14 protein-coding genes are annotated in these 14,093 nt (G+C 63.0%); 8 read left to right on the top strand and 6 right to left on the bottom strand.

All coding sequences use genetic code 11. The features are described 5' to 3' along the window. Positions 1-73 precede the first annotated feature (73 nt). A complete protein-coding gene (locus tag QRN22_RS18190) occupies positions 74-1,393 on the top strand; it encodes an OprO/OprP family phosphate-selective porin (protein WP_042556140.1) in 1,320 nt (439 codons plus the stop codon). Positions 1,394-1,513: 120 nt separating this feature from the next. Further along, a complete protein-coding gene (locus QRN22_RS18185) occupies positions 1,514-2,638 on the top strand; it encodes a GNAT family N-acetyltransferase (RefSeq protein WP_042556139.1) in 1,125 nt (374 codons plus the stop codon). Positions 2,639-2,683: 45 nt separating this feature from the next. On the opposite strand, the gene QRN22_RS18180 is transcribed toward QRN22_RS18185, so the two are convergent. The 4 genes from QRN22_RS18180 to QRN22_RS18165 form a co-directional block, all read right to left on the bottom strand. Further along, positions 2,684-2,947, bottom strand: a complete 264-nt coding sequence (locus tag QRN22_RS18180) for a DUF2790 domain-containing protein (protein WP_042556167.1) — start codon at positions 2,945-2,947, stop codon at positions 2,684-2,686. Positions 2,948-3,143: 196 nt separating this feature from the next. Further along, positions 3,144-4,979 (bottom strand): ABC transporter ATP-binding protein, encoded by a 1,836-nt coding sequence (locus QRN22_RS18175; RefSeq protein WP_042556138.1) that lies wholly within the window; start codon positions 4,977-4,979, stop codon positions 3,144-3,146. A 155-nt stretch (positions 4,980-5,134) separates the two neighbouring features. Further along, on the bottom strand, positions 5,135-5,689 hold the full coding sequence (locus tag QRN22_RS18170) for a peptidylprolyl isomerase (RefSeq protein ID WP_042556137.1): 555 nt from the start codon (positions 5,687-5,689) through the stop codon (positions 5,135-5,137). 93 nt (positions 5,690-5,782) lie between these two features. Then, complete coding sequence (locus QRN22_RS18165) at positions 5,783-6,709, bottom strand: LysR family transcriptional regulator (RefSeq protein WP_285403586.1); 927 nt, start codon at positions 6,707-6,709, stop codon at positions 5,783-5,785. 76 nt (positions 6,710-6,785) lie between these two features. On the opposite strand from QRN22_RS18165, the gene QRN22_RS18160 reads away from it, so the two are divergent. The 4 genes from QRN22_RS18160 (at position 6,786) to QRN22_RS18145 (ending at position 10,442) form a co-directional block, all read left to right on the top strand. Next, positions 6,786-7,100, top strand: coding sequence for a hypothetical protein (locus QRN22_RS18160; RefSeq protein ID WP_042554413.1), 315 nt, complete (start codon positions 6,786-6,788; stop codon positions 7,098-7,100). Positions 7,101-7,246: 146 nt separating this feature from the next. Further along, positions 7,247-7,846 (top strand): FMN-dependent NADH-azoreductase, encoded by a 600-nt coding sequence (locus QRN22_RS18155; RefSeq protein WP_042554412.1) that lies wholly within the window; start codon positions 7,247-7,249, stop codon positions 7,844-7,846. 244 nt (positions 7,847-8,090) lie between these two features. Then, complete coding sequence (gene rarD / locus QRN22_RS18150; protein WP_042554411.1) at positions 8,091-8,993, top strand: EamA family transporter RarD; 903 nt, start codon at positions 8,091-8,093, stop codon at positions 8,991-8,993. 96 nt (positions 8,994-9,089) lie between these two features. Beyond that, complete coding sequence (locus QRN22_RS18145) at positions 9,090-10,442, top strand: DEAD/DEAH box helicase (protein WP_042554410.1); 1,353 nt, start codon at positions 9,090-9,092, stop codon at positions 10,440-10,442. A 53-nt stretch (positions 10,443-10,495) separates the two neighbouring features. On the opposite strand, the gene QRN22_RS18140 is transcribed toward QRN22_RS18145, so the two are convergent. Together QRN22_RS18140 and QRN22_RS18135 are read right to left on the bottom strand one after the other, a co-directional pair. Further along, positions 10,496-10,786: a hypothetical protein gene (locus QRN22_RS18140; protein WP_042554409.1), complete on the bottom strand. Its 291-nt coding sequence runs from the start codon at positions 10,784-10,786 to the stop codon at positions 10,496-10,498. A gap of 81 nt (positions 10,787-10,867) precedes the next feature. After that, positions 10,868-12,643, bottom strand: a complete 1,776-nt coding sequence (locus QRN22_RS18135) for a S8/S53 family peptidase (protein ID WP_042554408.1) — start codon at positions 12,641-12,643, stop codon at positions 10,868-10,870. Between the two features lie 183 nt (positions 12,644-12,826). On the opposite strand from QRN22_RS18135, the gene QRN22_RS18130 reads away from it, so the two are divergent. Continuing rightward, positions 12,827-13,234: a hypothetical protein gene (locus QRN22_RS18130; protein ID WP_042554407.1), complete on the top strand. Its 408-nt coding sequence runs from the start codon at positions 12,827-12,829 to the stop codon at positions 13,232-13,234. A 117-nt stretch (positions 13,235-13,351) separates the two neighbouring features. Beyond that, a complete protein-coding gene (locus tag QRN22_RS18125; RefSeq protein WP_231570176.1) occupies positions 13,352-14,077 on the top strand; it encodes a substrate-binding periplasmic protein in 726 nt (241 codons plus the stop codon). Positions 14,078-14,093 lie beyond the last annotated feature (16 nt).

Genomic DNA, 14,093 nt, shown 5'->3' with positions numbered 1-14,093 from the left:
AGATTCCCCCAGCACGAACGAGCCCACAGCTCGGGTGTTTTTCAGCACTTAAGTTCAATTAGGGGAATTCTCGATGATCCGTAAGCACTTCGCCGGTTTCGCAGCCAGCGCCCTGGCTCTGGCCGTTTCCGCCCAGGCTTTCGCCGGCACCGTCACCACCGACGGCGCTGACATCGTAGTTAAAACCAAAGGCGGCCTGGAAGTCGCTACCACCGACAAGGAATTCAGCTTCAAGATCGGCGGTCGCGTACAGGCTGACTACAGCTCCTTCGACGGTTTCTACACCGTGAACGGCAACAAGGCTGACGCCGGTTACTTCCGTCGCGCTTTCCTGGAAATCGGCGGCGTTCTGTATAGCGACTGGGCTTATCAGGTCAACTACGACTTCTCCAAGAACTCCGGCGGTGACAACCGTGCCGAGGACGGTTACTTCGACGAAGCCTCGCTGGCTTACAACGGCTTCAAGCCGCTGTCGATCAAGATCGGTCGCTTCGACCCCGAGTTCGGTCTGGAAAAAGCCACCAGCTCCAAGTGGGTGACCGCTCCCGAGCGTACCGCTGCCTACGAACTGGCCGACTGGGCCAACAGCCACAACGGTGGTCTGGGCATCCAGGTTTCGGGTACCGCTGGTGATTCGATCTACGGTTCCGCTGGTCTGTTCGCCAAAGACGCGACCAACGCTGACGAAGACGGCGACAGCACCAAGCAGTTCAACCTGCGCGGCGTATTCGCCCCGCTGCATGAGGCTGGCAACGTGCTGCACCTGGGTTTCAACTTCGCCCAGCGTGACCTTTCCGACACCGCGTTCGATGGCCGTATTCGCAGCCGTCTGGGCATGCGTGGCGTGAGCACCGACGGTGGCCAGGATGCTGGTACCAACGGTAACCGTCTGCTGCTGGGTGGTGCCAACAACCTGCCGGCCGGTTCCTACGACACCGACCGTGCACTGGGTCTGGAAGCAGCCTGGGCAATGGGGCCTCTGTCCATCCAGGGTGAGTACATCACCCGCAAGATGAAAGCCGATGCAGCCAACCGTGAAGACATCAAGGCCAAGGGTTACTACGGCCAGGTCGCTTACACCCTGACCGGTGAAGCGCGTGCCTACAAACTCGGCAAGTTCGATTCGATCAAGCCGGCCAACAAGTCCATCGGCGCCTGGGAACTGTTCTATCGCTACGACCACATCGCGGTTGAAGACGATACCGTGGGTATCGATCCGACCGACGACGTGACCGGCAAGGTGCACAACCTGGGTGTGAACTGGTACGCCAACGAAGCGGTGAAAGTCAGCGCCACTTACGTCAAGGCCAAGGCCGACAACCAGGTCAACTCCGTAGCAGCCAACGATGACAGCGGTGACGGCATCGTTCTGCGCGCCCAGTACGCGTTCTAAGCAATACGTTTCAACGTGGTGCTCCTTTGAACCCCGCCTCGTGCGGGGTTTTTTATGGGCGGTCGGATCTACACGGCGCTTGGCGATATAGTGTGCGCTGATTGCCCGCGGATATTGCCGATGCCTGTCTACAGCCTGCACGCCCTCAACGAACTCGACGCCGCCACCTGGGACGGCCTGCTCAGCGGGCCCCAGCCGTTTCTGCGTCACGCCTTTCTTGCCTCGCTGGAAGACAGCGGCAGCGTCGGTGGCCGCAGCGGTTGGCAGGCTGCTCACCAGGTGCTGCTCGGTGCCGACGGCAAGCCGCTGGCGGCGCTACCGGCCTACGTCAAATACCACTCTTCCGGCGAGTACGTGTTCGATCACGGCTGGGCAGATGCCTGCCGTCGAGCTGGTATCGCCTATTACCCCAAGTTGCTGGGTGCCATTCCGTTTTCGCCGGTGACCGGCCAGCGTCTGCTGGGGACGGCCGAGTCGGCTGGGCAGTTGCTCGACGCCGTGACCGCGTCTCTGCAGGAACAGGGGCTGTCCAGCTTGCACGTGAATTTCACCGACACCGCTGGCGACGAGGTGCTGCAAGGACGTGATGGCTGGCTGCAGCGCCTGGGCTGTCAGTTTCACTGGCATAACCGCGGCTACCGGGATTTTCAGGATTTTCTCGACACCCTCAGCTCACGCAAACGCAAGCAGATGCGCAAGGAGCGCGAGCAGGTGGCGGGGCAGGGCATCCATTTCGAGTGGTGCGAAGGGCAGCAGTTGAGCGAGGCGCAGTGGGACTTCGTCTATCACTGCTATGCCAATACCTACCATGTACGCGGTCAGGCACCTTACCTGACCCGGGCCTTCTTCAGCCTGCTGGCCGAGCGTATGCCCGAGGCCATTCGCGTGGTACTGGCCTGTCGTGGTGCACAGCCGGTGGCCATGGCGTTCAGCCTGCTCGGTGGCGACAGCGTGTATGGGCGCTACTGGGGTTGCCTGGCCGAGTTCGATCGGCTGCACTTCGAGACCTGTTTCTACCAGGGCATGGAGCAGGCGATCGAGCTGGGTCTGCAGCGCTTCGATGCGGGCGCTCAGGGAGAGCACAAGCTGATTCGCGGCTTCGAGCCGGTCATCACCCATTCCTGGCACTACCTGGTGCACGACGGGCTACGTGATGCGGTGGCGGGGTTTCTGCAGGAAGAGCGGGAGGGCGTGCTGGCCTACGCTGAGCAGGCGCGCGAGATGCTGCCTTACAGGCAGGTCTGACCTGCGCGGTGGCGCGCTGCGGGGGAGCCGCAGCGCCGCGACTGGTCAGCCGTCGTAGCGGCCGCCCCACTCGAGGAAACGCATCTTGTGGGTTTCGCCCTGGCTGTCGGTGAACACCATGATCACCGGCACGACACCCCTCTTGTCGGAGACGTCGGTGCGATACAGGATTTTCTGCACATCGACTTTCATGCCGTAGTGATAATCCTCGGTCGGCAGGCCGGCACCGGGTTTGGGCTGAACGTCGGCGGCGAACACGGCAGGAGCGAGACTGGAAAGCAGGGCGGTAACGGCAGTTGCGATTTTCATGATGATGTCCTCGATCATTTCGATGTGAGGCAGCCTGACCGATCCAATCGGTTTCGTTGCCTCTTGGGACTTATATGACCAGCAATGTCGGCATCGCGGAAATTGATGCCTTTGCTAGTACACATCATGAAAAATGATGATGTTAGCAAGCTAACGATTGGCCTGGGCTTACTCAGCCTGGTGCCGCCTGCCAGCATCAATCGACGCCGACGAAGCCGCCTGTCTGGTGTTGCCAGAGACGGGCATACAGACCGCCACGCTCGATCAGTTCGGCGTGGGTGCCGGTCTCGATCACCTGGCCCTTGTCGATCACCACCAGGCGATCCATGCGCGCGATGGTCGACAGTCGGTGCGCGATGGCGATCACCGTCTTGCCATCCATGAGGCTGTCGAGGCTTTCCTGGATGGCCGATTCGACTTCCGAATCGAGGGCCGAGGTGGCTTCGTCCATCACCAGAATCGGCGCGTCCTTGAGCAGCACCCGGGCAATGGCGATGCGCTGACGCTGGCCGCCGGACAGCTTGACTCCACGCTCACCGACCTGGGCCTCGAAACCGAGGCCACCCTGGCTGTCGTCCAGCGTGCTGATGAAGCCATCCGCGCGGGCCTTGCGGGCGGCGGCCCAGAGCTCTTCATCGCTGGCATCGGGCCTGCCGTAGCGCAGGTTGTCGCGGATCGAGCGGTGCAACAGGGACGTGTCCTGAGTGACCACGCCGATGTTGGCACGCAGGGTTTCCTGGCTGACATCGGCGATGTTCTGGCCATCGATGAGGATGCACCCGCTTTCCAGGTCATAGAGGCGCAGCAGCAGATTGACCAGGGTCGACTTGCCGGCCCCCGAGGGGCCTACCAGGCCGATCTTCTCGCCGGGGCGAATGTCGATGGTCAGGCCGCTGATCACGCCGCCTTTCTTGCCATAGTGGAAATGCACGTCGTCGAAGCGTACGCCGCCTTGTCGTACCTGAAGCGGTTTGGCGTCTTCGTGGTCGAGCACCTGGCGCGGCTGAACGATGGTCTGCATGCCGTCCTGCACGGTGCCGACGTTCTCGAAAATGCCGTTGACCACCCACATGATCCATTCGGCCATGTTGTTGATGCGGATCACCAGGCCCAGCGCCAGGGCGATGGCGCCGGTGCTGATCAGCGCCTCGCTCCACAGCCACAGCGCCAGGGCGCCGGTACCGACGATCAGCAGACCGTTCATGCAGGTGATGAGGAAGTCCAGGCTGGTGATGGTGCGTGACTGCAGGCGGAATTTGTCGAGCAGTTCCTGCATGGCCTCGCGGGCGTAGGTTTCCTCTTCGCGGGAGTGGGCGAAGAGCTTGAGGGTGGCGACGTTGCTGTAACCATCCACCACCCGGCCCATGACCTTGGAACGCGCCGCGGAGGCAGCGGCCGAGCGCGCCTTGATGCGCGGCACGAAGTACCAGAGCGCGGCGCTGTAGCCGATGATCCACAGTGACAGCGGCACCACCAGGCGCAGGTCGGCCGCTGCGAACAGGTACAGTGCGCTGCCGGCGTACACCACCACATGCCACAGTGCGTCGATCACCTGCATGGCCGAATCGCGCAGCGATGGCCCGGTCTGCATGACCCGCTGGGCGATACGCCCGGCGAAGTCGTTCTGGAAGAAGTTCAGGCTCTGCTTGAGCACGTAACGGTGATTCTGCCAGCGAATCAGGTTGGTCAGCCCCGGGTTGATCGCCTGGTGGGTAAGCAGATTGTGCAGGCCGAACACCAGAGGCCGGATGATCAATGCCACCAGCGCCATCCACAGCAGTTCGTTGCGGTGTTCGGCGAAGAACGTGCGGGCGTCGGCAGTGGCCTGCGCCATGTCGATCAACTGGCCGAGAAAGCTGAACAGCGCGACTTCGATCAGCGCCGCGAAGAAGCCGATCACCAGCACGGCGATCATCAACGGCCATACCTGTTTGAGGTAGTGGGCGTAGAAGCGCAGCATGCCGTCGGGCGGTGCCACATCAGGGCTGGGTTTGAAGACGTCGATCAGATTTTCGAAGCGGCGGAACAACATGAGGCACAGTCTGCTCTGGCGAGTGGGCGGGTGTTTCACGTGTTGCTACCGACAGGCGTGACCGGCCGGCTGGAATGCCGAGAGGCGCGAGCGCTGGGCTCGGGGGGCAACCCGCATGCTCTGGCACGCGGGTCTACCGGCAAAGGGTAGCAGTATCAGAGGCGCTTGGCGTCGAGAATCACCACCGGGTCTACCGGCACGTTCTGCTGGCCGGCGCGGTTGGCCGTGCGCACCTGGGCGATACGGTCGACCACTTCCATGCCGCGGGTCACCTTGCCGAAAACCGCATAGCCGAAGTCCCGCGAGCCGTGGTCCAGAAAGGCGTTGTCGGTGTGGTTGATGAAGAACTGGCTGGTCGCCGAGTCCCGCGCCTGGGTGCGTGCCATGGCCAGCGTGCCACGCACGTTGTGCAGGCCGTTGTCGGCTTCGTTCTTGATCGGCGCGCCGGTGTTCTTCTGGCGCATGCTCTCGTCGAAGCCGCCGCCTTGCACCATGAAACCCGGAATCACACGATGGAACTGGGTGCCTTTGTAAAAGCCGCTGTCCACGTAAGCGAGGAAGTTCTTGGTGCTGATCGGTGCTTTCTGCTCGTCGAGCTGCACCTCGATTTCGCCCAGGCTGGTGGTCAGCAGCACGAGCGGATTTTCGGCCGCCATGAGCTGGGCGGTGAACAGCAGCGAGCAGGCGGTAAGGGCGAGTTTCTTCAACATCGTGTTCGAGTCCTGAGGTGAGGTGGCAGCAGTGTTTTCGACTTCATGGAGAAAGGCAAGCACGTGCGCTTGCCGGGGGCAGGCGAACCCTGATCAGGCCAGCGCCGGCGGCGAGGCGAAGGCCGCGTTGAGCGGCGCGGCATCGAAGCGTTGAATCAGGTCGGTGAGGATCTGCGTGGCAGGCCCCAGGGCCTTGTCCTTGCTGGCATAGAGGAAGAAGACCGGGCTGCGACTGCCGCCTTTTTCCAGCGGCAGGGGCTTGAGCAGGCCGTCGCTCAGTTCGCGCTCGATCATGTGGCGCGGTAACCAGGCGAAGCCCAGACCGTTGCCGACGAAGTTGGCGGCGGTGGCCAGGCTGCCCACCGTCCAGCGCTGTTCGGCGCCGAGCCAGCCGACATCGCGGGGCTGGTGGCGCCCGGAATCGCGGATCACCACCTGCATCTGGGTTTCCAGGTCCTGGAAGTTCAACTGTCGTTGCAGGCGGTGCAGGGCGTGATCGGGGTGGGCCACGGCGATGAATTCCACCGGGCTCATCTCCGAGCCCAGGAAGCCGGGAATGTTATAGCCACTGATTGCCAGGTCGGCGACGCCTTCCTTGAGTACTTCCTCGACACCCGACAGCACTTCCTCTCGCAGGCGTACGCGACAGCCGCGACTTTGCGGCATGAAGGCGGTGAGTGCGCGCACCAGGCGAGCGCTCGGGTAGGCGGCGTCGACCACCAGGCGAACCTCGGCTTCCCAGCCCTGCTCCATGTGGTGCGCGAGGTCTTCGAGCTGGCTGGCCTGCTTGACCAGTTGCCGGGAGCGGCGCAGCAGCACGTCACCCGCTTCGGTAAGCACGGCCTTGCGCCCATCGATACGCAATAGCGGCACGCCCAGTTGCTCCTGCATGCGTGCCACCGTATAGCTGACCGACGATTGCGAGCGGTGCAGCACCTCGGCGGCCTGGGCGAAACCGCCATGGTCGACCACCGCCTGCAGAGTGCGCCACTGATCGAGGGTTACGCGTGGGGCCTTCATTTCATCTCCTTCGCCGGTCCCTGTGCACGGGCAGGGTACTGGCCCTAAACTGACGGCCCACCATTGGAGGCTGGCCATGAGAAAACTCTGTTGTGCGCTGATCGCCTTGCTGCCGCTGGCAGCTCAGGCCTATCCCATCGAACTCGAGAAGCAGCTCAATGGCGCCGAGGTATCGGCCAGCCCCCAGGAAATCGACCACAACATGGCAGCGGTGCGGGTGCAGAACTACGGTGAAGCGGCGGCGTCCTGCAAAGCGGTATTTCGCAATGGCCCGGAAGCGCCAAGAGCACGTAGCGTGAACCTGGCAGCGGGGCAGAGCGGCAACCTGACGGTGAAATTCGCCCGCAGCATCATCCGTCTGCGCGTCCAGCTGACCTGCGAGCCACAGTGACCCGAGCTTCGAGCAGCCTAGGGGCTGCGGTGGAACAAATCAACTTCATCGATATTTAGTGGTGGATATTTACGCTTTATTATCGAACCTCGTTTATCTAGTCTCGCCTCCATCGTTTGATACCCGACTATCGATGGAGTGACCCCATGGCTCAGTTGCTGGTGATTGATAGCAGTGCGCGACAGCACGGCTCGGTTTCACGACAACTGACCGAGCGCTTTCTGGCGCACTGGCTCGGGAAGCGCCCCGGCGACGCTGTCTGCCGTCGTGATCTCGGCATCGAGCCGCTGCCCCATCTCGACGCCAGCCTGCTCGACGCCTGGATGCAGCCCGCTGAATCCCACGGCGCTGCCGAGTGTGCCGCGCTGCAACGTGCCAACCGGTTGGTCGGTGAGCTGGTGGCCGCCGATGTATTGGTGCTGGGTGCACCGATGTACAACTTCGCCATTCCCAGCACGCTCAAGGCCTGGTTCGATCACGTGTTACGCGCCGGCGTGACCTTTCGCTACAGCGAAAACGGGCCGCAGGGCCTGTTGCATGGCAAGCGGGCTTTCGTGATCACCGCCCGCGGGGGTATCTACGAGGGTGGTTGCCAGGACCACCAGGAATCCTATCTGCGTCAGGTACTGGCCTTCATGGGCATTCACGACGTCACCTTCATCCATGCCGAGGGCCTTAACCTCGGTGCCGAGTTCATGGCCAGGGGGCTGGAAGCCGCCGAGCTACGTATCAGTCAGGTCATCTGATCGCCGTCTCCACGCGCACCCGCCGCTCCTGGGTGCGACTTTTCAGGGAATCGCCTCGTTGATTCCTTTTTTTTGCCTGTGATTTGGCCGCGCGGGTGATTGTCTGTCTGGCAATGAACCGTTATGGTGCGCCGCCGTTCGCGCAGCGTCGCTGACGTGTCTGCCCGCGCCGTTTCGGCGCCGCCAATGCGGCCGCCTGATAGGCTGAATGGCGTGGGTGATCTTTCTCTCTTCGAGGTGCGCAATGACGCTTTCCGGACGTGGTGTGGTGTTCTCTGTCAGCGCCTCGATCCTGTTCGCCATGATCCCCGGGTACGTGCAGATGCTTACCCCGCTGGACGGTTTTCAGGTGTTCGCCCAGCGCGTGCTCTGGTCGATTCCGGCGGTATTGCTGCTGGTCACCGTGCTGCGCCAATGGCCGGTGCTGCTCGCCGTCCTGCAGCGCCTGCGCAGCGAGCCTTTGCTGTTGGCCGCCTTGCCGCTCTCGGCCGTGCTGATCGGGGTGCAGTGGTTTCTGTTCGTATGGGCACCACTCACGGGCCACATGCTGGATGTTTCGCTGGGTTACTTCCTCTTGCCGCTGGCCATGGTGCTGGTGGGGCGGGTGTTCTATGGTGAACGGCTGCGCCCCCTGCAGAAGATCGCCGTGGCCTGCGCCTTCGCCGGGGTGCTGCATGAGTTGTGGCGTTCCCAGGCGTTTTCCTGGGTGACGCTGGTCACCGCGCTGGGCTATCCGCCGTATTTCATGCTGCGCCGCTGGATGCGGCTCGATGCCCTGTCCGGGCTGATTCTGGAAATGCTGATGCTGGCGCCTCTGGCCATCTGGATGATCCTGCAGTGGGCGCCGGACAACGTATTCGGCGAGTTTCCTCGGTTGTGGTGGCTGGTGCCGGGCATGGCGCTGCTGGGCACCGTCGCCCTGGCCGCCATGATGGCCTCGTCGCGGCTGCTGCCGCTGGGGCTGTTCGGCATCCTCAGTTATGTGGAGCCGGTGCTGCTGTTCATGGTTTCTCTGCTGTTTCTGGGTGAGCGGTTCGACCCCGGCCAGTTCCTCACTTACCTGCCGATCTGGCTGGCAGTGGTGCTGGTGGGCTGGGACAGCGGACGTTTACTGATCAAACAATGGCGCATGCGGCCGGCCATCTGACAGTTTTCAACTATCCGGGCGGAGAAAGCATTCGGCCCCGGAGCGCGAACGCGGTAACCTATGCGGCTGATTTAGCATTTGCATCGAGGTTGCCCCGTGTTTGCCCAATTTGCCATGCATGAACGCCTGCTCAAAGCCGTGGCCGAGCTTAATTTCGTCGAGCCGACTCCGGTACAGGCGGCGGCGATTCCGCCTGCGCTGCAGGGCAAGGATCTGCGCGTGACCGCCCAGACCGGTAGCGGCAAGACCGCTGCTTTCGTGTTGCCGATGCTCCATCGCCTGCTCGGTGACGGTAATTCCAGGCAGAGGCTGAGCGTGCGCGCACTGATTCTGCTGCCGACCCGCGAGCTGGCCCAGCAGACGCTCAAGGAAGTCGAGCGCTTCGCCCAGTACACCTTTCTCAAGGCCGGTCTCGTGACGGGCGGCGAAGACTTCAAGGTGCAGGCCGCCATGCTGCGCAAGATCGACATCCTGATCGGCACCCCAGGGCGTCTGATCGAGCATGCCAACGCCGGCAACCTGCTGTTCGAAGACGTTGAAATGCTGGTGCTGGACGAAGCCGACCGCATGCTCGACATGGGTTTCGCCGAAGACGTGCTGCGCCTGGCGGAGCTGTGCGGCAGCGCGCATCAGACCCTGCTGTTCTCCGCGACCAGCGGTGGCGCCGGCCTGCGTGAGGTGATCGGCAAGGTGCTGCGCGATCCCGAGCACCTGCAGCTCAACCGAGTCAGCGAGCTGGCCGAGGGGACCCGTCAGCAGATCATTACCGCCGACCACAACTACCACAAGGAACTGCTGGTCGAGTGGCTGCTGAGTAACGAGACCTACGACAAGGCGATCATCTTCACCAACACCCGTGCCCAGGCCGATCGTCTGTACGGCAAGCTGGTGGCCAAGGAATTCAAGACCTTCGTGCTGCACGGCGAGAAGGACCAGAAGGATCGCAAGCTGGCCATCGATCGCCTGCGTCAGGGCGCCGTGAAGGTGCTGGTCGCCACCGACGTCGCTGCCCGTGGCCTGGACGTCGACGGTCTGGACCTGGTGATCAACTTCGACATGCCACGCTCCGGCGACGACTACGTACACCGTGTTGGCCGTACCGGCCGTGCTGGCAGCGAAGGCACGGCGATCTCGTTGATCACCCACGGCGACTGGAACCTGATGTCGAGCATCGAGCGCTACCTCAAGCAGCGTTTCGAGCGTCGCAGCATCAAGGAGCACAAGGGCGTTTACCAGGGGCCGAAGAACCTCAAGGCCTCAGGCAAGGCCGTTGGCCCGAAGAAGAAAAAGATCGATCCGAAGACCGGCAAGAAGCTCGCCAAGAAGCCTGCGGCGAAGACGCCGGCCAAACGCAACACGGTGAACAAGCCGAAGAGCGATGCGCCGACCCTGGTCAGTCAGGACGGGCTGGCACCGCTCAAGCGCAAGGCGCCTTCCGCCGACGCCTGACGCGCCAGGGCTGCTGACAGGCGCGCTGCATGCCGCGCCTGTCATCGCCAACCTCACTCCATCTGTTCCTCGACCTCACCGCCGATCTCCTCCAGTTCGCGCAGACGCTGGTCGTACGCGTCGCAATCGGTGCCCAGCTTGTCGGCTTCGGTTTGTGGCGCCGCGTCCTTGAGTTCCTCACGCAACAGGGCGGCCCGTTCGGGATCGCGCTGGGTGATCTCTTCGACCTTGGCGGCCAGTTCCTGAGCCTTGGCAGCGGCCTCGTCGGCCGTGCAGGCCTGGGCGTGGCCAGCGCCATACAACGCCAGGGCCAGGCCGCAGAGTGGCGCGATATGTTTGATCATCTCAATTCCTCACGCTTCGCAGGGTCATGTCTGCGATTGAGTGCCCGCCAAGCGTGAAGGTTCAGGCTTTCGGCCAGTGCGCTATTTCACGCTGTCCAGGCTGCGCACCGTCAGATCCAGGGCTTTTTGCATGTCCAGCCTGGCCGAACGGCCGATGTCCTTGTCCTTCAGATCGAAGCCGCGCTCGGAGGGCAGAATGGGGGCCGTCAGGTCGTCGGCATCGGTTGGCTCGAAGTCGAATTCCTCACCGATGGTCATGGCACTGCGGCGCAGCAGCATGCGCAGCTGATCGGGATGCAGCTCGGGGTTGATCGACATAAGTGAAGCAACCACGCCCGCGACAAGCGGCGTGGCATAGGAGGTGCCGCAATGCACGCTGCCCTGTTTGCCTTCTTCTGCGGTGGAGGCGCGCACGCAAGCGGCAGCGGTGATGTCGACACGGGTATCGACGTTCGACGAGCTGCGTCGGGTGACGTAAGCCGGGTCGTCGACCGCGACATCCTTGCGTTCGCTGCGCTGGTGACCGCCGACCACGAACAATTGTTCGGTGACGAAGGAGGAGGGCAGGCGGTAATCGTCGGCGCCGGAGAATGATGCACCGTTGCCAGCGGAGTTGATCACCACGACATCCGGGTGCTCGCGACGCAGCCACAGGAAGAACTCCTCCAGCAGTTCCTCGTAACCGCTCATGGCAATGCCCGAGCGCACCAGCGAATCGATCTCGTCGCCATGGATGTTCTTGGCGCCCACGCGGTGGATGCCCCAGCTCCAGTTCAGCACGCGAACACCGTCTTCGACCAGGTTGACCGAGGCCGCGATGTTGGCGGTGATGCCGGCATCCGAATTGCGGTCGACGATCACCTCGAAGCCCGGGCCGGCGCCATCCAGCCCACGCAGGAAGCCGGTATTGCCGCCGTTGTCCCAGCGCGCGGCGAGAATACCCGCCACGGTCGAGCCGTGCCCGTTGGGTTTGTCGGCGTCGCGGCTGTACAGGCGGGTGTGAGGGGTATGGCCCTCGCGTTCGGCGGCGCCGAGGTAGTCCTTGAAGTCCGGAGCGTCGAAGTCGACATTGCGCTCGATCAGCCCGATGCGTACCGGTTTGGTGTCGATGGGCGAGCGTTTCGAAGGGATGCGCCGCTGGTAGTAGTTCACCGCGTCGATGAAGCGGTTCGCCGCCCATTCCTCTTCATCGAGATGAGCATCCGCGGACTCGCCGGCCGGCGCCTCCTGCTCCTCCGCCGAGGACTCCTCGATGACCACGGCGTCCACGCTCAACTCGCTACCCAGGCGCAGCACCATGGCGTCGCGCTGGACAAGGTCCTTGGCCGGCAGGCGCAACTGGAAGGTATTGAGCGGGGGAATCGCGCCGACCACTTCAGCGCCGTATTTCTTCGCCAGAGCCCTGGCCGTGTCGAGACCCTTGGCGTCTTCTTCGATGACCACACTGACCAGGTCGACATAGGTGTTCAGGCCATCCATGTTCTTGGCCACTTCACCGGGCTTGGCTGCCAGCACGTGGCTGCCCGCCATGGACAGCCACACCGGATTGCTGACGGCGTCACCCTGTTGCAGCCATAGCGGGCCGCTGCGGTAAGCGTCTCTGTCCAGGCTGATGCGCAGGCCATCGCGGCGGTCCACGGCACTGGCGGGCAGCGGCTTGCCATCGAGCAGCACCTGCAGCTCGCCGTTGGCCATGCCTCGGGCATCGAGGCAGAAGGTCTGGCGCTGCCGATCCAGTACGTCTTCACAGCGGTACAGGTGCTTGAGCCGCAGCGGCTCGGCCGCCAGTACCGACGGCGCGATGGTCGCCAGAAGCAGGGCGCTGAGAACGGGGCGCAGCGGTGGCCGGCGGAGCATGGGTGAGTCCTTTGTGCGAAGGGGGAGATGCGCCTCAGACTGGCGCCGTTTGCCTTGGTTCAGGCTGCGTTCGAGCAGATAGGGCGAACCTTGCTCAGTGCAGCGACGTCACAGTTTTACAGGTGCCTGCGAGCGCCGCATCCGATAGTCCCATCGGGTGCCCGAATGCTGGGAGATGATGATATGACGACTCAGACCCAAACCCATAACTGGGATCTCATCGAGCGCATCCTGCACGATGTGCAGAACAGCGCTGGCCAGGCGTTCGTGCCGCGCCGCTGTGCCGAGGAGCTGGCCGAGGCGCTGCAGCAGGCCGGGCAGGAAGTGAAGGATGTCGACGGGCTCAAGGCTCAGGCCGACCGCTACGAAGCCACGCTGCTCGCTGGCGGCTTCATCGCCCCGCGACCGCAAAGCGAGGGTGGCAATGGCGAGAACTTCATTCTCACGCCGCGTGGCTCCCAGTTGCTGAGCATGATCGACAGTACCTTCCCGGGAGAACAACATCCCCGCGAGGTGCTCGATCGGCACGGTCTCGCGGCGCTCACTCCAGAGGTGTTCGATGGGCTGGGGCCGAGGGCGACGCTGGTTTGACAATCGGTAACTGACGCAGTCGTTGGTAAGCTGTGGCACGGGCGGCAATTTCCCGTGCTGGACAGCCTGATTCGACCCCGCTATACCAACTGACTACGGAGCCGATGAGTGGCAGCTATGCGCATGAAGTGGTGGGTGGTCGGGCTGTCGCTCCTGGCGCTTGACTGTGTGGCCGAGGAGCTGAAAATCGGCTTCGGCACCCACAAGCCGCCCTATGTCTTCGAACGAGAGAACAGAGGGCTCGAGTACGATGTGGTAATCGCCGCAGCACGTGCCGCCGGCTTTACGGTAAAGCCTTACTACTCGCCCATGGAGCGCCTGCATCGGTCGTTCAGCATGGGCGAGATCGACGCCATGACCACGACCAATCCGAAGGGGGGAGTGGCGCGTTTCTATTCGCAGCCTTACATCCACTATCAGAACGTCGCCATGTCGCTGGCCTCCCGGGGCTATCGCATCGAAAGCATCGCTGATCTTCGCCACTACTCGGTTCGCGCCTTCCAGCGTGCGCGCTTCCTGCTCGGCGACGACTTTCGGCAGATGGCCGAGAGCAATCCGCGTTATCACGAAGAAGCCCAGCAGGTCGCCCGCAATCGGCTGCTCTACAGCGGGCGTGTGGATGTGGTGATCGGTGACCGGCGCATCCTGCATTACTTCAATCGCGAGGTGTATGCCCAGGTCGATGTCGGTCAGCCAGTCACCGAACACCTGCTGTTTCCGGCCACGGCCTACCACCTGGGGCTGCATGACGAGGCGTTGCGTGATCGCTTCGACCGCGGGCTGGCCGCCATTCGCGCGAGCGGCGAGTACGCAGAAATCGAACGGCGCTACGCGATTTACTGAGCCCGACGCGCGTCGC

The sequence above is a fragment of the Pseudomonas sp. MEJ086 genome (assembly GCF_030209025.1).
Classification (GTDB): domain Bacteria; phylum Pseudomonadota; class Gammaproteobacteria; order Pseudomonadales; family Pseudomonadaceae; genus Aquipseudomonas; species Aquipseudomonas fulva_A.
The sequence above is the reverse complement of the archived record's forward strand: the minus strand, read 5'-3'. Positions and strand labels throughout refer to the sequence as shown.

Excerpts from the sequence above, each read along its gene's own strand:
- QRN22_RS18190 (WP_042556140.1), top strand. The coding sequence starts at position 74 with ATGATCCGTAAGCACTTCGCCGGTTTCGCAGCCAGCGCCCTGGCTCTG.
- QRN22_RS18185 (WP_042556139.1), top strand. The coding sequence starts at position 1,514 with ATGCCTGTCTACAGCCTGCACGCCCTCAACGAACTCGACGCCGCCACC.
- QRN22_RS18180 (WP_042556167.1), bottom strand. The coding sequence starts at position 2,947 with ATGAAAATCGCAACTGCCGTTACCGCCCTGCTTTCCAGTCTCGCTCCT.
- QRN22_RS18175 (WP_042556138.1), bottom strand. The coding sequence starts at position 4,979 with ATGTTGTTCCGCCGCTTCGAAAATCTGATCGACGTCTTCAAACCCAGC.
- QRN22_RS18170 (WP_042556137.1), bottom strand. The coding sequence starts at position 5,689 with ATGTTGAAGAAACTCGCCCTTACCGCCTGCTCGCTGCTGTTCACCGCC.
- QRN22_RS18165 (WP_285403586.1), bottom strand. The coding sequence starts at position 6,709 with ATGAAGGCCCCACGCGTAACCCTCGATCAGTGGCGCACTCTGCAGGCG.
- QRN22_RS18160 (WP_042554413.1), top strand. The coding sequence starts at position 6,786 with ATGAGAAAACTCTGTTGTGCGCTGATCGCCTTGCTGCCGCTGGCAGCT.
- QRN22_RS18155 (WP_042554412.1), top strand. The coding sequence starts at position 7,247 with ATGGCTCAGTTGCTGGTGATTGATAGCAGTGCGCGACAGCACGGCTCG.
- rarD (WP_042554411.1), top strand. The coding sequence starts at position 8,091 with ATGACGCTTTCCGGACGTGGTGTGGTGTTCTCTGTCAGCGCCTCGATC.
- QRN22_RS18140 (WP_042554409.1), bottom strand. The coding sequence starts at position 10,786 with ATGATCAAACATATCGCGCCACTCTGCGGCCTGGCCCTGGCGTTGTAT.
- QRN22_RS18135 (WP_042554408.1), bottom strand. The coding sequence starts at position 12,643 with ATGCTCCGCCGGCCACCGCTGCGCCCCGTTCTCAGCGCCCTGCTTCTG.
- QRN22_RS18130 (WP_042554407.1), top strand. The coding sequence starts at position 12,827 with ATGACGACTCAGACCCAAACCCATAACTGGGATCTCATCGAGCGCATC.
- QRN22_RS18125 (WP_231570176.1), top strand. The coding sequence starts at position 13,352 with ATGCGCATGAAGTGGTGGGTGGTCGGGCTGTCGCTCCTGGCGCTTGAC.